This is a genomic window from Leuconostoc aquikimchii, assembly GCF_040838325.1.
Taxonomy (GTDB): Bacteria; Bacillota; Bacilli; order Lactobacillales; family Lactobacillaceae; genus Leuconostoc; species Leuconostoc aquikimchii.
Genome location: NZ_JBFPER010000001.1, coordinates 637,036 through 659,066, shown reverse-complemented (window position 1 = coordinate 659,066; position 22,031 = coordinate 637,036). Strand labels below are relative to the sequence as shown.

22 protein-coding genes and 1 pseudogene are annotated in these 22,031 nt (G+C 37.5%); 6 read left to right on the top strand and 17 right to left on the bottom strand.

What is annotated here, in order from left to right:
* Positions 1-70 precede the first annotated feature (70 nt).
* From cas9 to pepV, 9 genes and pseudogenes are all read right to left on the bottom strand, one after another.
* A pseudogene (gene cas9 / locus AB3K24_RS03310) lies at positions 71-4,150 on the bottom strand (type II CRISPR RNA-guided endonuclease Cas9).
* An 87-nt stretch (positions 4,151-4,237) separates the two neighbouring features.
* Positions 4,238-5,545 (bottom strand): type II restriction enzyme, encoded by a 1,308-nt coding sequence (locus AB3K24_RS03305; RefSeq protein ID WP_367973783.1) that lies wholly within the window; start codon positions 5,543-5,545, stop codon positions 4,238-4,240.
* Entirely contained in the window at positions 5,538-6,347 is an 810-nt protein-coding gene (locus tag AB3K24_RS03300) for a DNA adenine methylase (RefSeq protein WP_367975558.1), read from the bottom strand. The genes AB3K24_RS03305 and AB3K24_RS03300 overlap by 8 nt, the downstream gene beginning before the upstream one ends.
* A gap of 17 nt (positions 6,348-6,364) precedes the next feature.
* Positions 6,365-6,508 carry a hypothetical protein gene (locus AB3K24_RS03295; RefSeq protein ID WP_013231756.1) on the bottom strand — a complete coding sequence of 48 codons (144 nt, stop codon included), beginning with the start codon at positions 6,506-6,508 and terminating at the stop codon, positions 6,365-6,367.
* 125 nt (positions 6,509-6,633) lie between these two features.
* Entirely contained in the window at positions 6,634-7,410 is a 777-nt protein-coding gene (locus AB3K24_RS03290) for an SDR family NAD(P)-dependent oxidoreductase (protein WP_367973782.1), read from the bottom strand.
* Between the two features lie 150 nt (positions 7,411-7,560).
* On the bottom strand, positions 7,561-8,703 hold the full coding sequence (locus AB3K24_RS03285) for a nicotinamide-nucleotide adenylyltransferase (RefSeq protein WP_367973781.1): 1,143 nt from the start codon (positions 8,701-8,703) through the stop codon (positions 7,561-7,563).
* A 47-nt stretch (positions 8,704-8,750) separates the two neighbouring features.
* Positions 8,751-9,518 (bottom strand): nicotinamide riboside transporter PnuC, encoded by a 768-nt coding sequence (gene pnuC, locus AB3K24_RS03280; protein ID WP_367973780.1) that lies wholly within the window; start codon positions 9,516-9,518, stop codon positions 8,751-8,753.
* A gap of 68 nt (positions 9,519-9,586) precedes the next feature.
* A complete protein-coding gene (gene msrB, locus AB3K24_RS03275) occupies positions 9,587-10,024 on the bottom strand; it encodes a peptide-methionine (R)-S-oxide reductase MsrB (protein ID WP_367973779.1) in 438 nt (145 codons plus the stop codon).
* Between the two features lie 83 nt (positions 10,025-10,107).
* Entirely contained in the window at positions 10,108-11,523 is a 1,416-nt protein-coding gene (gene pepV / locus AB3K24_RS03270; RefSeq protein ID WP_367973778.1) for a dipeptidase PepV, read from the bottom strand.
* A 291-nt stretch (positions 11,524-11,814) separates the two neighbouring features.
* On the opposite strand from pepV, the gene AB3K24_RS03265 reads away from it, so the two are divergent.
* The 3 genes from AB3K24_RS03265 to AB3K24_RS03255 are packed head-to-tail and all read left to right on the top strand — an operon-like array spanning position 11,815 to position 13,728.
* Positions 11,815-11,985 (top strand): hypothetical protein, encoded by a 171-nt coding sequence (locus AB3K24_RS03265; protein ID WP_367973777.1) that lies wholly within the window; start codon positions 11,815-11,817, stop codon positions 11,983-11,985.
* Positions 11,986-12,045: 60 nt separating this feature from the next.
* Positions 12,046-12,870: an NAD(P)H-hydrate dehydratase gene (locus AB3K24_RS03260; RefSeq protein WP_367973776.1), complete on the top strand. Its 825-nt coding sequence runs from the start codon at positions 12,046-12,048 to the stop codon at positions 12,868-12,870.
* A 39-nt stretch (positions 12,871-12,909) separates the two neighbouring features.
* Complete coding sequence (locus tag AB3K24_RS03255) at positions 12,910-13,728, top strand: exodeoxyribonuclease III (RefSeq protein WP_367973775.1); 819 nt, start codon at positions 12,910-12,912, stop codon at positions 13,726-13,728.
* Between the two features lie 26 nt (positions 13,729-13,754).
* On the opposite strand, the gene AB3K24_RS03250 is transcribed toward AB3K24_RS03255, so the two are convergent.
* The 3 genes from AB3K24_RS03250 to tsaE are packed head-to-tail and all read right to left on the bottom strand — an operon-like array spanning position 13,755 to position 15,243.
* Complete coding sequence (locus tag AB3K24_RS03250; protein ID WP_367973774.1) at positions 13,755-14,288, bottom strand: 3'-5' exonuclease; 534 nt, start codon at positions 14,286-14,288, stop codon at positions 13,755-13,757.
* Positions 14,285-14,797 carry a GNAT family N-acetyltransferase gene (locus AB3K24_RS03245; protein WP_367973773.1) on the bottom strand — a complete coding sequence of 171 codons (513 nt, stop codon included), beginning with the start codon at positions 14,795-14,797 and terminating at the stop codon, positions 14,285-14,287. The genes AB3K24_RS03250 and AB3K24_RS03245 overlap by 4 nt, the downstream gene beginning before the upstream one ends.
* Positions 14,794-15,243, bottom strand: a complete 450-nt coding sequence (gene tsaE, locus AB3K24_RS03240) for a tRNA (adenosine(37)-N6)-threonylcarbamoyltransferase complex ATPase subunit type 1 TsaE (protein WP_367973772.1) — start codon at positions 15,241-15,243, stop codon at positions 14,794-14,796. Before tsaE ends, AB3K24_RS03245 begins: the two co-directional genes overlap by 4 nt.
* Before the next feature lie 72 nt (positions 15,244-15,315).
* Here tsaE and pncB point away from each other — a divergent pair, with 72 nt between their 5' ends.
* From pncB to AB3K24_RS03225, 3 genes are all read left to right on the top strand, one after another.
* On the top strand, positions 15,316-16,665 hold the full coding sequence (gene pncB / locus AB3K24_RS03235; RefSeq protein ID WP_367973771.1) for a nicotinate phosphoribosyltransferase: 1,350 nt from the start codon (positions 15,316-15,318) through the stop codon (positions 16,663-16,665).
* Position 16,666: 1 nt separating this feature from the next.
* Complete coding sequence (nadE, locus tag AB3K24_RS03230; RefSeq protein ID WP_367973770.1) at positions 16,667-17,491, top strand: ammonia-dependent NAD(+) synthetase; 825 nt, start codon at positions 16,667-16,669, stop codon at positions 17,489-17,491.
* Between the two features lie 121 nt (positions 17,492-17,612).
* Entirely contained in the window at positions 17,613-18,302 is a 690-nt protein-coding gene (locus AB3K24_RS03225; protein WP_367973769.1) for a MucBP domain-containing protein, read from the top strand.
* A gap of 39 nt (positions 18,303-18,341) precedes the next feature.
* Here AB3K24_RS03225 and AB3K24_RS03220 read toward each other — a convergent pair whose 3' ends face one another.
* The 5 genes from AB3K24_RS03220 to AB3K24_RS03200 all read right to left on the bottom strand — a co-directional run bounded on the left by AB3K24_RS03220 (position 18,342) and on the right by AB3K24_RS03200 (position 22,026).
* Complete coding sequence (locus AB3K24_RS03220; RefSeq protein WP_367973768.1) at positions 18,342-19,433, bottom strand: SepM family pheromone-processing serine protease; 1,092 nt, start codon at positions 19,431-19,433, stop codon at positions 18,342-18,344.
* Positions 19,433-19,909 (bottom strand): pantetheine-phosphate adenylyltransferase, encoded by a 477-nt coding sequence (gene coaD / locus AB3K24_RS03215; RefSeq protein WP_367973767.1) that lies wholly within the window; start codon positions 19,907-19,909, stop codon positions 19,433-19,435. The genes AB3K24_RS03220 and coaD overlap by 1 nt, the downstream gene beginning before the upstream one ends.
* A gap of 24 nt (positions 19,910-19,933) precedes the next feature.
* Positions 19,934-20,491 carry a 16S rRNA (guanine(966)-N(2))-methyltransferase RsmD gene (gene rsmD / locus AB3K24_RS03210; protein WP_367973766.1) on the bottom strand — a complete coding sequence of 186 codons (558 nt, stop codon included), beginning with the start codon at positions 20,489-20,491 and terminating at the stop codon, positions 19,934-19,936.
* Between the two features lie 66 nt (positions 20,492-20,557).
* Entirely contained in the window at positions 20,558-20,845 is a 288-nt protein-coding gene (locus AB3K24_RS03205) for a YlbG family protein (RefSeq protein ID WP_367973765.1), read from the bottom strand.
* On the bottom strand, positions 20,842-22,026 hold the full coding sequence (locus AB3K24_RS03200; RefSeq protein ID WP_367973764.1) for an FtsW/RodA/SpoVE family cell cycle protein: 1,185 nt from the start codon (positions 22,024-22,026) through the stop codon (positions 20,842-20,844). The genes AB3K24_RS03205 and AB3K24_RS03200 overlap by 4 nt, the downstream gene beginning before the upstream one ends.
* Positions 22,027-22,031 lie beyond the last annotated feature (5 nt).

The window sequence follows — 22,031 nt, the reverse complement described above, 5'->3', positions numbered from 1 at the left end:
ACTCATCAGAGTGGCCTTATGGCCGTACATAAAATCCCGTGTTGTTACTAAACAGCACGGGATTTCTTTTTTATTCACCGACGATTTTAATTGTTTCAAATAGCCCTGTTGGTGATTGATATACTATACTTGCGCCTGAAGATAGTTTAATGCCGCCATTACCTTTATCTTGAGTTTGTAAATATATCCATGCTGGTCTCTCTCTAATATGCTTAAACGGATCACACCATCCGGCATCATTGTGCAGTTCATCGATAACATCCGATAAGACTTTTCCTTTAATGTCGTCATTCACTTCAATAAACTTGTCACGCACATTTATCAAGTGTAGCAAATCCTTTTCATAAAATTTAAAATTAGTGACTGTCTTGTCACTGGTCAAGAAATCAAATATAGCAATTAATTCTTCAGCAGTTGCCTTATCTAATTTTTCGGCACTTCTTAAAATTTCTTTAGGCGCCCAAAGTTGCTTAGCATTGTGTTTCATTTCTGACGTTGCTGCATAAAATTCACTGCCATCAGTTTCTCGAATTAAAGTACCTAAAGGCAACTTGTCGATAACAACACGACTAAAGTCACGCAAATTCAACGTTTCAATATACTTTGATACTGTTAATTGTTTGTCATTAACCCGATTAGCGATAGTCATCGGCACTTTTAATAATTTATAGGACTTTTCATCCTTTTTATCAAACTCAACTAAACTCATATAAGCTGACTTAGCTTGTGTAAATCCCCCATATAGCTCGACTGAGCGATTCACTTTTTGGGCAATTAATTTAGCTTTAGGATTTGGTCCAAGCAGTGTGTCATTATATAATTTTCCAGATGGACCACTTAAACGTCTTGTGACTAATATTTTTTTATAGTCCAACACAGTTTGCAAGTATTTAAATTGCTCATCTCCCCAGACAATTTCACCAGTCTCTGTATTCACCTGTTGACGTACTGATTTTGATTGCATCGACCCCACAATGAAGCCATATGGATTGACGCGTTGACTATCATCTTTAACGCCAGCACGTGCATGCTTTAGCCAGTCTTTCGTATATAGGTTATAAGCGTTCTCAGTGTCATCGCTGACGTTACCTTTATCAAAAAAGCCACGTTTGTCAACATATTTACCCACAGTTGCCATCATAAGTGCATCATGTGCATGGTGAAAGTCATTAACCTCACGACTTTTTGGCCACCTCATATAACGGCGCATTTCACCAGTTAATGATGCACGAATTGCCACTACTTGTGTCCCTTCATAATTATTTTTAATCAAATCAGCGACATTTTTGATGATTTGGCGTGTTTCAACTAATTGTCTGGCAATAAAATGGCTTGTCTGATTATCACTGAAATTTTGACGACGATCAGTTAATCGGTCAAATTTTGCTTTCGACATCAGGTCATGTTTGACCAATGACTGCCACCAAACTTTTCTTTTATCAATAATATCATTGGTAAAGGTTGGTGAATCAGACTTACGTGCATTCGTCGCGCGGTTGACTAGCACTAGATTATCAAATGAGTCATCTTTAATAAACGCTTGTGGAATAATGTGGTCAATATCATAGTTAGTGCTGATTTGATTATATGTAATTGGCAAGCCAGTATACATATCCTTACCTTCTTGTAAATAATATAAATACAAGCGCTTATTTTGGACGGATTGTTTTGTCTCCTTTGCCAATTCCTGACGCAATTTAGAAAATTCAGCTTTCAACTCGCGACTAGTATATAATTGCTGCAACTTATTTAGTCGTGAATTAGTTACGTGCGAATCTTGTGGTTCACGGGCAAATTCTATGTAGACCTTTCCTGGATTGCTGCCCATTGCTTGTTTGATGTCATCAATAATACCAAAAACTTGTGTAATTCCACGTTTAATATTTTGTGGTCCTACTAACGCATTAATTTGCTCGTACAGACTATCAGTTATATCATCGCCAGTGTTTTGCTCTGTTATCCATTCCTGTACATTGAATTTTTTATCAGTCAGAATTTCCATTAAGTTTTTATCAGAGTGATAGAGCAAATCCATGATACTGTGTGATTGCGGTATGATATCGCCAGCTTCTGATAAAGTAGTCTCTATGAATTTAGTGTCCAATAACTTTTTTGATAATCTGCCCCACCCAGTATAATGCTTAGCTGATAGTTTATCTTTTTCTTGTTGCGTTAAATAATCTAGTTTTGATAGTCGTCTCGCAACGATGTTTTTATCTTCAAACACTGTTTGAATTTCAATAATTTCTTCTAACTACCCTTCACCAATTGCTTCGGTTTTTTCGCGACCAAGTACGTCAACAAAATAATGATAACTCACTAAGTTACTGTTAAACTTGCCTGACCGTGTGTCCGATAAACCAGCTATTTCAAAGTCACCATAACCAGCTAATTTGAGATATACCATCACTTTTTTAGCAGTAACATTTTTATCTACTTTAAAAACATGTTCATATATATCCTGTTTCACTTTAATTGGTAGTCGTTGATGTCTTTCATTACGGACATTGTTCAATTCTTGCAACACATTATATTTTTGATACAAAAGAGAATTTTGGGGTAATGTTGGTTCCCCAATTAAATAATTATCAGTACCAGTTATACGTTTAATAAATTGTTCACCACTTTTATCTTTATCCACAACATCATCAAAGTTAAAAGGCGTAATTGGTGTGTCCTCTTGTGTCTCCTTTTTAATTAGCCAATGATTGCTGCCATCTTCTGCAACTTTTTGTGCTTCTACGAGCGGCCCAACATAGTAAGGTACTCTGAATTTTAATAAACCCGTCAATTTGTTTTCTGATTTATTGTCTTGCGTGAATGTGTTAGCCAAAAACGGATAATATTTGCTTTGCTTTTCAATAATTTGTTCTAACTCTGCTAAATGTAATTGATAGGGTAAAACACCATTTCGTTTGGTACGTTGTTTTGGTAAAAATGTATCATTTTCAATGCGTTGTAGTATCTCAGCATCTTGAATAGCTTCTTTAAAGTAGTCCAAACCTTTTTTATGTTCATCTTCATTTGATGAGATTACCCGTAAATAAGCTAAATTAGATGGATATATTAGTTTTTTGGGATCTAACTTGAACATTTTGACACTGTTTTTATCTGGTTCAATTTTTTGTTCGTTTATTCGCACATTATTTTTAATGTACGCCCAATCACGTTGATGTGATTTATAACTTTCAATCATTGATTGACTAATACTTTTGTAATCACCCAAAATCATTTTTAGAGTAATACCATCATAGGCTATTAACATAGCCTCTAGAAAAGCATTTTGTTCATCTGACAGTTTTGCTCGCACAACATCTAATTTTGTTTCGACATCTTCTAAATCTAGTTTAAATTTAAAGTTTTTTACTTCGTCTTTTTCTAGATCAGGTAGTTCAAAAATAGTTTGAAAATTAGCTGTATTACCCACTAATGCTGTTAATATGGCTTTAAAAATTTTAGGTTTACCATCAACAGTCGCTAGCATAGCATTTTCTACACGGACAGATTTGTTACGAGCGCTTTTGTCTGTTAGCACGTCTGCAAACAATTGAACATTTTCAATTGACGCTAGTGGCATTTCTAGAAAGCCATTATACTCGTTTAACGCTTCTACAAATAAATCAACATTGAATGAATTCTCTGCATTAATTTTATCTGCTGTATTCAAAAAGTTACCGCGATACTTTACGATGTGATGAATTGCTAAATAAACTTCACGCAAATCATGTTTGGTCGTATCTATCATAAGCTTTTGACGCAGATGATAAATCGTTGGATAGTTGTCGTGAAATTCTTTATCCGCCTCACTTGATCCAAATAACGCCCCGTTTGCAACATTATTATTCAGCTGCAGATTTTGTTCATCAGCTAGGCTAACCCAAGAATACTTGAGACGGGGCAAGAAATTTTCATCTACTTCTGCTAAACTTGGTGAAAATATATCGTTTAACAAACGTAAACGCCAATGACGACGTGATAAACGACGGCGTGTCGTGCGATAACCACGTCTTTCGGCTGCTGTCGTTGCTGATTCAAACAATCGTACACCAATTAAGTTTTTACCCTTGGCACGTTTTAAACGATAATCATCCCCAATAACAGCCCAGCCAACGGAACCAGTCCCTATATCTAAACCAATTGAATATGTCATAAATTACTCCTTATTAATTTATTAATAGAATAGCACAATCTTACGTAAATAATGTCATTTTTTTATTTATCCATCATCACTTATTAATTAAATAAACTGTGCATCAATCCATCTAACGTAATTTATTATCGTGCTTGCCCGTCGCCTTAATGTCTGTTCAGATAAACTCATATTTTCTTGTTTCATTAATTGATAGACGCTATTTGTTGTTAAATTTGATTTTTGGCTTGCAATAAAAACCGTATTGAATAAATGATCACGAACAATTGCCCTGGCAAACATCGCATTTTTTTCCGCTTGCGGTTGATTAGCTAAACGGTTTCCCGAAGGTGTTAACGTAAATTTTTTATAAATATTTCTCTTAGCAAATCCAAAATAAACTAGCACATTAGCATAGTAATCTGATTGCCGAACATCAAAACCAAACTGTAAAGCGATTTCTAATACGTTCATTTCTTTTTCATTTAAATCTAGCAACAGTGCTAAGACTTTACTTAAATCATTTGCTTGTGGAAATAAATCACTTTTTGTCGGAACAGTCTGCACCGTGTTAGAATAAATAATAAAATCTGATTTTGTATTTATCTCAAAATTTTGATCAACAAATTGAAATTCAAAACGTTTAAATTCACGAATACTATTATAATTATCTGAATTCTGAAATTCAAAGAGTCTAATTTTTGCTAATTGTGTTTGACTATCAATTTCATAAAAAACTGGAATAATAGGCTTTTGAACAATATTGAAATCGGATATTAATTTACGATAGGGAAAATATAACTGTCGAATTAAAAAATTTGATTCTTTTACCCGTTTTGCTTCAATAATATAAATCGCTTTTTTTGTTTCAAATACTGAATCAATTTCAATAATGGCATTGTTGACGGTCATATTGATTAATTTTCCTCGCAGAGAATTTATTTCATATAACCATTTACCAGAACCCATGCGACCATCTAGTGTATGTATTAAATCCTCATCCTCAAAAGCCATATCAAAGGCGTGAACTGCTGATGTTGCATTTATCCATGAGTTTTCATTCCATTTTTTTATATTAGTGTTCAGCGTGTCATAACTGGGTACATTAAACGTTGACAAGTTAGGCGTGTTCTTTTGATTAAAATTTGTATATTCATTAAAATGACCAATAGCAAATTCGCGATTTGATAATGGTAATATGTTTAATTCTTTTTCTTGAAAAACTTTTGGTAAATCTTCACGTTTATCGAATTTTGCTAAATTACGAAAATCAGGTCCATTTAATAACTTGGATATATTATTTACCTCTGATGAAGTTATGCTCATGTAATTATCAGTCAAGCCCTCAATTTGATTATGTTTTTGATCTAAAAATGCTTGCCAAACATCATTTTTGGAGGCTTTTTGTTTAACCATGAACAATAACCTCACCAACTTTTTTACGTGAAGAAGCTTTTGCACCAACCATGCGAGTAACACTCACATGGTCAATGACAATGCCCTCAATATGGCCATATAATTCTTCAATTAGAGGTACATCAGAATTTGACAACATCACATGTACGCCTTTTTGATGAAGCCTTACAAATACATCTCGCAACCTGACTTGCTGATCATAACCGAAATCTGAACTGTAGGCTGTAAAACTACTCGTTTCAGAAATCGGAATGTATGGTGGATCAAAATAAACAAAATCACCTGTTTGAGCATCTAAAACTACTTTTTCAAAATCTGCATTTGTTATTTTTATCGTTGCATCATTTAAATATCTAGATACCGTTTTAATAGTATCTTTGTCCGCAATATTTGGTTTGTTATAACTACCGAATGGTACGTTATTTTGTCCTTTTTTATTAACACGCCACAAACCATTAAATCCCGTCTTATTCATATAAATAAATCTAGCCGCGCGTTGCACTAAAGTCATTTTTTCTAATCTGCCATCACGATCTGCTTCACGCAAATGCAAGTAGTATTCTTTACTATGATTTAGTTGATGTTGCTTCAATTGTTTTAATAATTCTTCTGGTTTATCACGCACCATCAGCCACGAAATGACTAATTCCGGATTAAAATCGTTGATGACTGCATTTTCAGCTGATAAAGTAAGTAAAAAGGCACCGCCACCTAAAAACGGCTCAAAATATGTTCCAAAGTGCTCTGGAACATGCTTCGCCAATTCTGGTAACAGTTGCCTTTTTCCACCGACCCACTTTATAAAAGGTCGTAATTCAGCTAGTTGTTGCTTGTTGCTTGTTGCTTGTTGCTTGTTGCTTGTTGCTTGTTGCTTGTTGCTTGTTGCTTGTTGCTTGTTGCTTGTTGCTTGTTGCTTGTTGCTTGTTGCTTGTTGCTTGTTGCTTGTTGCTTGTTGCTAATCATGGGCCTGATCCTTTATCACGTCAAGTTTTTTGATCTTAATTGTGGATCAAAATTCGATTTAGATCAAGACATAAAAAGAAATCCAACAAGTATTTTAATGTTTATAGTCTGTAACTGCTATTTAATTATTGAAATTTAATCCCACCATCAACAGCCAATGATTGTCCGGTAATGTAGTCAGCTTGATCTGATACCAAAAATGACACATACTTGGCAATATCTTCAGGTTCCTCACCACGGCCTAGCAAAATACCGTCAATGAATGCTTGTCGTGTTGAGCCAATTGGCACATTTTTACGCTCAGCAAAGCGTGCATCTATTTCATCCCACATTGGCGTCAAAACGATACCTGGATTATAAGCATTGACACGAATATTATCCACAGCTAATTCTTTGGCAGCGGCTTGCATTAACCCACGGGCAGCAAACTTAGTGGCTGAGTAAATACCCAACATTTCAAAGCCTTCCATACCAGCAATTGACGATGCCAAAATAATTGTGCCACCCTGTTTGCCATTCTTTCGTATGGCTGCTGGTGCTGCTTGTAGTGCCCAAACCTGCGACTTCAAATTAATGTTTAAAATATTATCAACTTGTTCTTCGGGTGTTTCTTCAATCGTGTCTACCCAATCAATTCCTGCGTTTGCAATAAATGTGTCTAAACGCCCATATTTTTCCATGGCAAATTGAACTAAATCAAAGTTCACTTGACGTAACTGAACATCCCCAACAAATAGTGCTGCTTCACCGCCAGCTGCCTTAATTTTGTTGACAACTGTTGTGAGCTTATGTTCTGTACGACCATTGACAATAACAGCATAACCGTCTTTCGCCAGTCGTAATGCAATGCCTGCACCAATTCCCTGTCCACCACCTGTTACAATCGCTACTTTTTTTGACATGTTATACTCCTAACCTATATTTTGTGATATTGTTAACAATTTAATTGTAGAAGTATATGTGCTATATGTCAATGATAAATACATGAACTATATGATTAAAATGTCTAGACAATAAAAAAGACCGATCACAATAGATTGGTCCATTCATGATTATAAATGTTTGATATTAAATCCTGTTTTTTCTTGAATTGCGTCTAAAGCCTGTAAATAGCGGGCATAATAGCCATCAGGATCTTCACTATCACCCTTAGCATCAAGTAATACAACTTTGTCCATAAAACCATAGTTTTCTATAACACGCATTAATTCATTGTGAAATGCCCACCGCGATGCATCATCAGTATTGTCCATATTACGGAAACCGTCATTAGTATAAGGTGTTACTGGTGGGATAATTAAGATAAGATCGATTAGTTCTTCACTAATTGTATTATCAAACAGCGGCTTTAACTGTCTGCTGTCCTCTTTACGCAACCACAAATCCGCATAAACTTTGGTTACCATCGCATCCGTATCAAAAATTGTCAAACCGTTGTTAGCTGGTGAATTAATTTCTTTCGAATTCGCATCATACTGCCCTTGAATCAATCGAATATAATCCTTAACGACTAATTCGTCATCACTAACATTTGATCGTTCTTGATATTCACGTGCATATTCTTCAGAAAATGGTGAGTTACTCGTTCGCGCTAAGCGGCGTACTAAAGTTGATTTCCCTGTTGAGGCCGATCCCATAACCGTCACTTTTTTAGTAAAATGACGTCGGAAAACACGATTAATATAATCCCAGTTGCCGATTGGGTTTTCGCGAATTGCTGTCGCTGATATTTTTAATACCGTACGATCCATCAAACTGACAGTAAATTGCCCAGTTTGCGGTAAACGTTTCTCTAAATCTAATTTATACTCTGCTTCACCAGTATAAAAAGTGATTTTAGCATGTTGGTTAACGACATTACGTTTGACAGTTTGAACTAAAATTCTGGTCCACTCGTCCCATCCTGCTGGCATCTGAGGAATATTATCTTCGTTAATGTAATCAACTTTGATTGCTGTTTCATCGCTGAATGCTTCACGTAAATAACGAAATCTTTTTTCAACAGAAAGCCCCATCTGATCGCCACGATCACCCGTGTATCCTGATGCAATCACTACAACCCCATCATTTAAAGCCGCTGCCTTATAAATTTCTGCCTGATGACCCACGTGCATTGGTGCTAGTGTACCAAAAAAAACACCAATTTTTTCGCCCTCTAAATCATCTTTGTATAAATTACCTGCAAAAGTTCTCATGTTTATAAACGCACTATACTACCACTTTATAATGATAGCTTGTCCTCTCACTCTTTCTTTGTTAACTTTCGCCACTGAATAATACCATAAATCGCATTAACTGTCAGTGCAAGGTTCATGCCAAGCATCGCAAATGCACTAGGATCTGCATGTCCAGTCCAAGCTCGCCCCCATAAAACAAGTTCAACAATATCAAAGAGCAACCACGCATACCAAGATTCAGCAAATTTTGCCGTTTGTAATATTTGCGCGCCCATCGAAATCGTTGTTGTCATACCATCCATATACGGTTGTCTAGAACCAGCTTGTTCTAGAATCAAACCAACAATGGCTAAAATGACAAGAAAGACAGGTATTACAAACAGCCACTGTTTTCGCGACATGAATTTTGTTGTAACAACTTCTTGGTCACTTTTATCAGTGCTACTATCACGTTTCATGAAACCTAACCACGCGAACACACCAACAAATTGCATCACGACCCAAAATGCACTAAGCGCGACTTCACCGAATAATTGCGATTGAAATGCTAGTGGCATATACATAGCAGAATAGACTAATCCCCAGAAATAGTTAGTAATTCGACCCTTTGCTACTAATACAACCGTAATAATGTTCATTAATCCTGTCGCTAAGCCGAACCAGTCATAGTTGTGCGTATGCGCGACACCCAGTCCCCACACCGTACTTTGCAGTAATACCAACACAATTAATAAAATTGCCTCAGGTATCGTCCATCCTAATAATAATTCTTTGGCAATATTTACAGGATTAAAATAGCGCCAAAAATTATTTGTACGGGTATTTTCCGTCATTCGCTCTTCCCCCACAAAGTATTTTTCTATATTATACCAAAACAGGGTAAACAAATGATACAAAGTTGTTAATCAAATAATGACAGGTATTCACTATAACCCGCTTGTACTAATTTATCTTTCGGCACAAACTTCAAACTAGCTGAATTAATACAGTAACGTAGGCCACCTTTATCCATTGGTCCATCGGTAAATAAATGTCCTAAATGCGAGTCTGCGTCACGCGAAGTCACTTCTGTTCGAGTCATACCAAATGATTGATCAACCTGTCGCTTGATATGCTGATCATCAATACTTTTCGTAAAGGAAGGCCAGCCACAACCAGCATCATATTTATCAGTTGAACTAAATAGCGGTTCCCCACTAACAATATCTACAAAAATGCCCGCTTTCCACCATTGATCATATTCACCCGTGAAAGCACGCTCTGTGGCTGCGTGTTGGGTTACTTCATACGCTTCTGATGTTAAACGCTTTTTGAGTTCTTCATCTGTATATTTTTTCATAGGTTTATGCCTTTCGTTATCAAACAATACATAATTTTTGAAAAAAGCCAGAACACTGGCATATTTGGTTACCTTATAATAATCTAATCTAAATTTGTAATTTCAGCAATCGCTTGTGCATAAATAGCAATTGATCGGTATAAATCATTCAAAAGAGCAAATTCGTTCACTTGGTGCATGGTATCAGGTGAGTCTGGGAATAAGGCACCAAATGCAACACCCCGTGCCATCAGACGGCCATACGTGCCACCACCAATCACTTGATCATGTGCTAGTAACCCCGTTTGTTCATGATAAACTTTTAACAATGTTTTTACAATAGGATCAGATGGTGCAACATAGTGTGGTTCTTGTGCATGACCACCAATCGTTGGTGTCACATCCCAACCATTGAGTTGTGACGTCAAGCCAGCTACAATTTCTTCTGGTAGAATGCCTTTGGGGTAGCGGAAGTTAAAGTTGATAAATAAATCACCATCAGCCTCAAACTTTTGAATACCAACGTTCATTGATAACTCACCCATCACATCATCAATATAATTGATACCAAATTTTTCACCAATTGTATCTTGATGCGCCGGTGTTCCTAAATAAGTTAAATAATCTTTCGCTGAGCCACCAAATGACAACTTTTGCAAAAAATTAGCCAAATAAGTCCCAGCATTTTCACCAGTTTCAGGCATCGCCCCATGTACCTGTTTGCCATTTAGAGTCAATTTAATGATGTCATCTTGAGTTTCAGAAACACCTGAAATTTGCTTATTCGCTGTCAAAAAGGTTTCAAATTTGAGCGCTATATCAGCTGCTTGTGATGATTTTACTGATGCAATAGCCAAGCCAGGCACCATGTTGGTACGCAAACCCGAATCAAATGATAGCAAAGTATCTGACCCACCATTAGTTGCCTTGCCCTCGATAAGGACTTGAACATTGCCCTTCTCACCATTGATAATTGGATATTCTGCATCTGGCGAGAAACCAAACACCGGTTCAGGCTCGACTTCAAAATAACGTGTCATACCAAGCCAATCATTTTCTTCATCCGTACCGAAAATTAAACGCACACGGCGTTTCAATGGCACCTTCAAATCTGAAAGAATTTTAAAGGCATAATAAGCAGCCATACCTGGTCCTTTATCATCAGAGGCACCACGTGCAATAATTTTATCTGCAGTGACTACCGGTTCAAAAGGTGCCGTTTCCCAGCCTTCACCTGCTGGCATAACATCAACATGAGATAAAATAGCAACATATTCGTCAGCACTTTTTGGACCGATTTCGATGTAGCCGACCACATTATCTATATTTTTTGTTGTAAACCCATCACGTTCAGCAATCGACAGCATCTTAAGTAATGCGTCTTTGGGCCCTGGTCCTAATGGTGCATCTGCGGTTGCTTTAGTGTCATCGCGGACTGATTTAACAGCCAATAAAGATTTCAAATCTTTAATATAAGCAAGTTGTCGCACCGCTGCTTCTTGTTTCCAATCAATTGTCATAGTCTTTAAAAAACCTTTCACCAAGCATATATAACTTTATTATACTGGTTGTTCCAATTATAGCAAGCACATGAACTTGTTATACATTACTAATTTACTACTCATATCAAATGACAAGAACTTAGTAAGATAGCAACATGTCATTTGTAAATGTTGGATGAATCATATAAAATTAACTGTAGTAGCGTTGCAATATACGCTCGTATCATAATTTATCAAATCAGGTCCCATATATCTTGATCATTCAATTTTTTTGAAAAATATAAGTCAGATATTATAAGGTAGTCATTCATGAACAAAACAACACTTTACGCCACTATTATTGCAATTATACTCATGTTTGTTTCATTAGTTAGTTGGATAGTTGACCAGATGACATTTGCCATACTTTCCGCCAATTTGGGTGTGCTTATTCTTGCTGTAGCAACACTTTGGGATAATCGCAACCATCTTACCAAGTAAATACGCTGCGCATACAAAGCATCTCTCATCATAAAAATGGCGTCAACGAGGTGGTCAATTATGACATTACTAACTGAACAAATACTGTACAAAGTCATCAAAAAACGTCCTAATCAGTCACATAAAGGCACTTATGGTCGTATATTAATAATCGGTGGCACACAACAGTTTGGCGGCGCAGTCATTATGAACGCTATTGCTGCAGTTCATTCAGGCGCTGGTTTAGTGACAGTTGCAACAGACGCTGCGAATTTCACGGCAATCCATAGTCATTTACCTGAAGCCATGGTTGTTGATTTTAATGATGATTTGACTCCGTATATACAAACGAACGATGTCATTTTGATTGGCTCTGGACTTGGTGATCGTGTCGATCTTGTCCAAACAACCTTTTCTGCTGTTTCAGAAAAACAAGTCATTATCATCGATGGCTCTGCTTTGACATTATCTGCTGAACATCATTTAACTTGGCCAAAAGGAAAATTAATTTTAACACCACATCAAATGGAATGGCAACGCATTAGTGGTATCGCAATTGCACAACAGCCGTCTGACGCTTTAAATTTAATGGCACGTGACAAATTCATTAAAAAGCCAGTGATTGTCCTAAAACAGTTCCATACACAAATATATACAGATAACGGCATTTATGAATTGTCTATTGGCGGGCCATACCAAGCAACTGGTGGTATGGGGGACACTTTAGCTGGGATTATTGCTGGCTTTACTGCACAATTCAATGTAACCACACTGTCAGATACAGTATTGGCAGCTGTTTATACGCATTCGGCCATCGCAGACGAACTGGCAAAAACGCAGTATGTCACACTGCCAACACAAATCAGTCAGGCTTTACCAATTTTCATGAAAAAATATGCTAACTAATTAACTGCTGCACGATACTATCTAAAAAGGACCCTAAACATGCAACTCATATCTTGGAACATCGACTCAATCAATGCTGCTGTCGAGCATAAATCAGCGCGTGGTGAAATGACTTGGGATGTACTGACAAACATCGCTGCAAGCAAACCCGACGTCTTCGCCATTCAAGAAACTAAACTCAAAGCAACCGGTATGACCAAAAAACAGTCAGAAGCCATCGCTAAGTTATTTCCTGGTTATCATATTTATTTAGATTCTAGTACTGCACGCTCAGGTTATTCAGGCACAATGATGTTATCACGTATTGAACCATTAAATGTCGAATTTCCAAATATTTCTGCACCGGACACAATGGACATTGAAGGTCGAATCATTACATTGGAGTTTGATAATTATTATGTTTCAACAGTGTACACACCAAATTCCGGAGCCACGCTTGCACGTTTATCAGCTCGTGGTGAATGGGATGATGCTTATCGCGCATACATTCAAATGCTAGATGCTAAAAAACCCGTGATTTTTAGTGGCGATATGAACGTTGCTCATGAAGAAATCGATCTCAAAAATTTCAAGACAAATCACAATTCCGCCGGATTTACTAATCAAGAACGTGACAAATTCACAACCTTACTTGATGCAGGATTTACTGACACCTTACGTATGCAAAATCCTAACACCCCAGAAATTTATACTTGGTGGGCTCAAATCAGCAAAACAAGTAAAATTAATAATTCCGGTTGGCGCATTGATTATTACTTAGTCAGTGATCGTATTGCAACTGTTGTTTCAGATACTGGTGTTTTGGAGACTGGGTTACGTCAGGATCATGCCCCGATATCACTAACAATTAATATATAAAAAATGACCTATCAACCAGTGATAGGTCATTTATTTTGCACAAACTGCTTTAAACTATCAACACCAAAACGTTCCGCTTCATATATTAAAATATTAGCTGCTGCAACAGCGTCATCAAGTGCATTATGATGATGGTCTAGTGTTATACCCAGGTTATTAGCAACAGTATTTAATTTATGATTTTCAAATTTAGGAAATAGTTTACGACTGCTACGCACTGTATCTAGCAACATATAATGTGGTTCTTCAATGCCATAATAGTCCAATGTCCCTTTTAAAATATTATTATCAAATGCTGCATTATGTGCTATAACTAACTTATTATCTCTAAACAGTGGTGAAATTATCGGCCAAATCTCTGGGAATTTAGGCGCATCAACCACATCACTTTCATGCAAACCATGAATCGCCGTATTACGTGAGCTAAAATACGTTTCTGGTTTAATCAGACTATAGAATTGATCAACAATTTGATTATCACGAACCACTGCAATTGCAATTGACACGGCAGAATGTTTTTCATGATTCGCTGTTTCAAAGTCCATCGCTATAAAATTCATAATTCAGTATTCTCCTTAACTAAAGACTTAGTCATACGTTGTAACTTAGTCACGCGGCCATTTGGTAACGTAAGACTAACTTCAGGCCCAACTTTTTTAAAATCAAACTTATCATAGATATGTAACGCCACTAAATTGTCTGTTTGTACATCTAACCAAACTTCCCTTAAATCGGCCATATTTGCCCACTCAATCATAGCTAACATTAAACTGTTGCCCAGACCAGCACCTTGAAATTCCTTTAAAATTGCCATGCCAAGCTCACCATTTTCAATTGATGCAATGCCAATTGGCAATGTCTCATTCTTTTGTTCAGCAATTAATAATAGGGTAATTGCTGGTGCATCACCAGCTTCTTCAGGTACAACTTTTCCATCACGTACACTCGCAACTAAAAAAGTATCTGTTTCTGTCATCAACGCTTGAATTAAGGATTGCCAGCCTTGCGCGCGATTTAAGCTCGCCTCTTCCAAACTAAAAGTAATTGGCTTTGTCATATCAAAAGTCATAATTGCCTTTCTATTGCTGCAGCAGAACCGACACCATTAATGTAAATGCTGCGGCTGTCATCTTGATTTCCTCGTGTGAAGGTTAATTCCAGTCGGTCGTTAGGCAACAAGTCCGCCATGTATTGTGGCCACTCAATCAGTGTCACCCCATCAGTCCCAACATAATCTTCAAACCCTTGATCCTGTGCGCCCGTTTCTTCCAAGCGATACGCGTCAAAATGGTAAATTGGGAAGTGACGTGTACGATAGGTATTCATAATATTAAAAGTTGGACTCTTAACACGTGCCGTCACGCCAAGTGCGCGCGAAAATCCTTGTGTGAACGTCGTTTTACCCACACCAAGATCACCATTTAAGGCAATTACCAACCCTGGTCTAGATAAAGCAGCCACATCTGCCGCAAACTTTTGTGTTTCATCTCTATTGTTTGTCAAAATTTCTTTCATCTTTTTATTATATCACGGCTTTTACACAATATTTTTGCTATAATGAGTTTAATAATTTCAAAGGATGCTATTATGTTGTACTCAGATGATTCATTTGCATTGCACACCGATCTATACCAAATAAACATGATTTACACGTACTGGCAAGCAGGCATTGATCAACAGCCAGTTGTTTTTGAAGCCTATTTTCGCAATATGCCATTTAACAATGGCTACGTAATTTTTGCTGGACTAGCACATATTGTGCAATATTTTGAAGGTCTACACTTTAGTCTCACTGATATTGCTTATTTACGGTCACTTAATCTATACAATGAGGACTTTTTAGCTTATTTACAAAAATGGCGGTTAACCGCAACCCTTCGTGCACCCTATGAAGGTGAAGTCATGTTCGATCACGAGCCATTACTTCAGATTGAAGGCCCATTAGTTGATGCACAGCTACTCGAAACTGCGCTACTTAATATTATTAATTTTCAAACGCTCATTGCAACCAAGGCTGCCCGTGTAGTGACAGCAGCCAATGGTGATCCATTAATGGAGTTTGGTACACGCCGCGCGCAGGAATTTGACGCTGCACTTTGGGGCACACGTGCAGCCTACATTGGCGGCTTCAACGCTACCTCAAATGTGCGTGCTGGTAAACTATTTAATCTACCAGTGTCCGGTACGCATGCACATGCCCTTGTGCAAGCTTATCAAAATGACTATGATGCTTTTACAGCCTATGCCAAATCACATCACGATGTTGTTTTCCTGGTCGATACTTTTGATACACTAAAATCTGGTATACCTGCTGCAATTCGAGTTGCCAAAAAATTTGGTAACAAGATTAATTTTCAAGGTATTCGGATTGACTCTGGTGACATGGTTTTGTTATCTCGAAAAATTCGTCAGTTACTCGATGAGGCAGGATTTCCCAACGCAAAAATTTTTGCATCAAACGACTTAGATGAATACGTTATTTCCGATTTGAAAGCGCGTGGCGCCAAAATTGATGTCTGGGGTGTTGGTACCAAAATAATCACTGCCTATGATCAGCCGGCGTTGGGTGCCGTTTATAAAATGGTTAGCATTGCTGGTAAAAATACGATCAAACTCTCTGATGATATGACTAAAATTTCAACCCCTGGTAAAAAACAAATCTGGCGTACAAATGGCGGTGATGTTTTGACTTTTGCAACAGAAATCAGCGCTGGCCAACCGTTACTTCATGATATTTTTGTGATGGGTCGCCAAGTATACAATACGCCCACAGTTCAGGCGGTACAAGCCTATGCAAAAAACAGCTTATCTAAGTTACCAAACCGTTTTAAACGACTTGAACATCCCGACCATTATGCTATCACGTTGTCTCAACAATTGGCAGATGCTAAAGCCGCTACTATTGCTGACATTCAACTAAAAATTAAGGAGAATTGATATGCGTCCACTTCAAGCAAAAATTATCGCTGACCTTCATGTGCAACCGGTGATTGATCCGGAATCAGAAATTCGCCGCTCAGTTGATTTTTTAAAACACTATTTACAACATAATCCACAATATCGTAGTTACGTGATTGCTATTTCCGGTGGACAAGATTCTACACTAGCTGGAAAACTGGCTAAAATTGCTATTACAGAATTAAACGCGCATCACACACTTAACTATCAGCTCATTGCGGTTCGCCAACCATACGGTGAACAAATTGACGCGGTAGACGCGACTGCGGCTTTGGATTTTATCCAACCTGACCAAACTGTGACGACTAATATCAAATCTTCTACAGATGCTATGACACTTGCTTTGCGTGACAGTGGTCTCATCGTAAACGACTTAAGCCGTGGCTCAATTAAACCAAAAATGCGTATGATTGCCCAATATGCCGTGGCGCGCGAATACGACGGTATTGTGATTGGTACCGATCATGCTGCAGAAGCTTTTGCTGGTTTTTTTACAAAATATGGTGATGGTGGTACTGATATTAATCCACTCTGGCGATTGAATAAACGCCAAGGTCGCGATATGCTTCGTACCCTAGAGGCACCCAAAACACTATATGAAAAAATACCAACTGCAGATTTAGAAGACGATCACCCACAATTACCCGATGAAATGGCACTAGGTGTCTCATACGACTATATTGATGATTACTTAGAAGGAAAAAATGTGCCAAACAAGGCTTCTGAAAAAATTGAACAATTGTATTTAACTAGTGCACACAAGCGCCATGAACCAGTGACAATATATGATACGTGGTTTTATTAATGTGATCACATCATTTTTAAGCTATGCGCTATTTCACTCACTGATTTAAAACATAATATGACTTAATATTATGTCGTTGTACAATACTTGATTTTGGTATAATAATGTTAGAGGTTAAACGATGATAAGTGAATCACCCATTTGGGTTTATTATGAAAATATCGCCACACATGAACCACTTTTGACACCTACACGGTTAGACGGTTTGCCAAATGCAACCTATACAATTGACACACCTAACATTTCAAAATACGTCTATGTTGATAATTCGGGTGACTTATCCGGTATTTTTGGTAATTTCCCACAGTCTCTCCATTTGTACTATCGCCCACAAAACTGGCGTGATGCACATCGTGTTAATATGTACATTGCATTACAGGTCGCCACTGTTGCACATACCGATCCTAATGACTCTGCTACCGTTGCAACAACGTTACCCGCTGAAAGTAATTGGGCAACGCCGTTACGTGTTATTTCAGGCAATGGTCAATTTTGGTACCAAATTGGCGATCACGTTTGGTTACGTTATGATGCATCACTCATGTCACTATCAGACACAGCCCCTAATGTTGAAAATATCAACTATATACAAGATTTAGGCGTCGAAAATGATCAACCCAATGCCCTAGTGAACTTCTTGCCAGGCAAATCAACTGAAATATTTGCAACACCTTATGGCCTGCCAATTGGTAGTGTTTTAGATGGCGATTTTGTCGCCGTTTCTAAAGAAGAACGTCATGATAATGGCCTTATTTGGTATAAACTGGCCAACAGTGGTTGGATCAATAGTATCTATATTCATAAAATATAAAAATTAGGCGGTACCTTTTCATAAAGGTACCGCCTAATTTCATTTTACTTTATCTGTCGTCTTAATTATTTTACCCGTTTCAAGATAATTCACTGCATCTTGAAATGTTTCTACAGGGATAATTTTAATATTTGGCGCATATTTTTTTCCTGTATCTCTAGCAAGTTGATAGTTTGTCTTATGTTGTTCTTCATACTTTAAAATTTCTTTAGTTGGTGCTATATATGGGGCAAAAAATACAGTTGATCCCGCTTCTTTTGCCGCAATAACCTTCTTATCGATACCCCCAATTTCACCAACATAACCATTAACATTCATTGTTCCAGTACCAGAAATATTACGATTCTTAGCTAATTTATTACCTGTAAGTTGGTCATACATTTGTAACGTAAACATTAACCCGCCTGAAGGACCACCAATTTTACCTGGATCGACAGCTACCTTTCGTGTTGTTGAAACCGCGACATTATCTGTCAAAACAATGCCGATACCTGACCGCCCCTTAGGATATTCAGGTGATTTACTACTAGGTAACTTAATTGTGTCACCCGCAGTTTGGCCTTTTTTTCCGTTACGTAAATAATCAACCGTTACCCGCACACCTTTTTTCTTATTGGCAAGATATTTAATGAAGCCGTCAGAATTTTCATAATGATGCCCATCAACTGCTGTAATGGTGTCCCCAACTTTAATTGATTTTTTAAAGTGAGATGTGTCACTGACACTCAACACATAAATACCACGATAAGTTGCAGTTATTTCTTGATTTGCCTTCTTAAAGGCTACTTGCTCCGCGTTAGCAATCGCACTTTGCATGTAAAAGTTCTGCACTTCATTAAAGACTTCTGAACTTTGACCACCCATAACGTCTTCAGATTTAGCATAAGACATGTGTGGATTGATTTTGGTCTGCAAATAACTAAACCCATTTGCTCTTGAAAGATATACTGACGTAATATTATAGCGACCTTTTGATGTATCCTGTTTACCATCAATTTTAACAAATTGTGACAAATCATCTGCTTCGCCAGGGCTTTCAATATACCCATCAAGTGGACGAACAAGCCATACTAACCCTATAACTACGAAAACAGCGACAATTGCCGCAATGATTTTACTTTTTTTGTGCATTAATTTAACCGTTCTTTCAGTGCATCAACAACAACTTTAGGAACAAATTTTGCCATATTTTCCGCCCCCATTGCACCAATTTCCTTAACCATTGAACTAGAAATATTTTGATTCTCTGGTTTAGACAACAACAAAACTGTTTCAACATCAGCTAATGCACTGTTTACACCAGCAATATCACGCTCATATTCAAAATCTTTACTGTTACGTAAACCACGAACAATAAATTCTGCATCAATTTCGACCATAAATTGTACTGTCAAGCCATGCATAACAGCAACTTTAACGTTATCTAAATCAGCAACAGTCACCGAGATAAGTGCTATTTTTTCTTCTGGTGTAAATAGCGCTTTTTTACTTGTATTATTACCTACACCAACGACCACTGTGTCAAAGATTTTACTTGCGCGACGAATAATATCTAAATGGCCATTAGTCAGCGGATCAAAACTACCTGGAAATAATGCAATACTCATATTTGTTCCCCCTCGTCAATCTCGTTATAAATTATTGTATTGGTAAATTGTGACAACTGTTATACCATATTGTTTTTGTCGCAGAATTTCAAACGTTTCATCCGCCACTGGTAAATTTGCCACATCGTTGCTCTCGGCTAAAATTATTGCCCCGTTGGATAATAATTGATTCTCTACCATATAACCCATGTCTGCTTGAAGTGTTTCCTTAGCATACGGCGGATCTAGAAAAATAAGATCAAATTGTGTTCGCTCTGCAGAAAATTTTTGAAGTGCTTGCTGAGAGGGCACTTTTAATACTGTAAAAGAACCTTTATCATGAGTTTTTTCAATATTATTTTGAATCACTTGAATAGCTTGAGCTTGGCGATCAACTAAAGTTGCATGTTGCATGCCTCGAGACACAGCCTCGATGCCAAGACCGCCCGTCCCTGCATATAAGTCTAGTACATTTCCACCACCTAAGTGTGGCATCAACATACTAAACATCGCTTCCTTCACTTTATCAGTTGTGGGACGTGTTTTGTCCCCCGCAACTGCTTCTAATTTTGTACCACGAAATCGGCCTGCTACTACTCGCATTTTATCAATACGCGTATTGTCGCTGCTGTTAGTAACACAAGTTCATATTACCGGTCCAGTCAGACGTCAATTTACGCTCTCCTCATCATAATTTTCAAAGAAAATATCATCGTGCATGTCACCCAAATCTGGATCAATATCTGGACGTGGTGACTGTAAAACATCTCTCACAAATTTGTACTGTTTGATTTTTTCAATTTTTTGATCAACGTCAATATCATCAACATAAATCATGGCAAAACCCATTTTTTGAGAAACATACGTCAGTTGACCAAACTTTTTTAATTGTGTTGCATGCCGATTATTTTTTAAATAAACATACAAGGCACGACGCGGCTGTATTTCTAATGTCATTTTAAATCCTTTCTAGCAATGATATCTGCTGGGTGAATCGCGACCAATTTTTTTTGTGTTGCAGCAATATTTAATACCAATCCAATTGAAGCACTAAAAACAATATAGGATGAGCCACCTCCGGAAATAAACGGGAAAACAACGCCTGTAATTGGTAAAATACCGACGACTCCGCCCAAATTAACCAGTGCCTGTATGAACAATAGTGTCGCAACACCAAATAGTATCAGTCGTGCATATTGACTCTTTTGGCGAATACCCAAAATAACCATGCGACCAACTAGTATTAGCACTAGAACAAGCACAGCCGCTGTTGTGATGGCACCTAATTCTTCTGTCATTACTGCCATAATAAAATCAGTGTTTGATTCTGGTAAATATGGTTTAATCAACGAGTTTCCTAAACCAACACCAAATATGCCACCATGTGCAATAGCATAATAACCATAAAGCAATTGTCGGCTCGTGTCAACAGCATTTGGATCCCACGGATTAACAAAACTTGTCAGACGTGCAAGCGCATAATGGTTACTGCTTGTTAAGTCAAAAAAATGATCAGCAAGGCGAATTAAAGTTTGCAAAAATCCAAATCCCAACCCCATACTAGCTGCCACGAATGCGATGACACGACGCGAGACACCAGAGGCTAAGAACAATGCCAATAATATCAGTACTATAATTAAGCCATTCCCATTGTCTGGCATGATTATCACTAACGCTAGCGCCGCTATCGGTAATCCCCAAACATTAAACTGGCTCATTGGTTGTAACCCAAACCGTACGTGACTTTGCCACGGTTGCCGTGCAAAAAAATTCGCAAAGTAAAGAATCATCGCTAATTTCAAAAACTCGGCTGGTTGCAAGGTTATTATCCCTAAGTTAATCCAACCATGCGCACCATTAACAGGTGGCATGACAAACCTTGCGACAATAAGCGCACCAATAACACCAAGTTGGATGTTTCGCATCCACTTTGAGTTTTGCAATTTTTTAAGATTGAGATGATATAAAAGGAATGCCCCTATTAATCCCATCACAACAAAAATGGCTTGTTTAATAAAATTACTCAGGGCCGCTGTCGTTCCCTGAGTTGCTGAAAAAACCATCACAATGCCTAACATACTAAGAATTGCAAACGGTGCCGCTATCCAATAATCTAATTTTCGTAATTTTTTAAACATGCAAA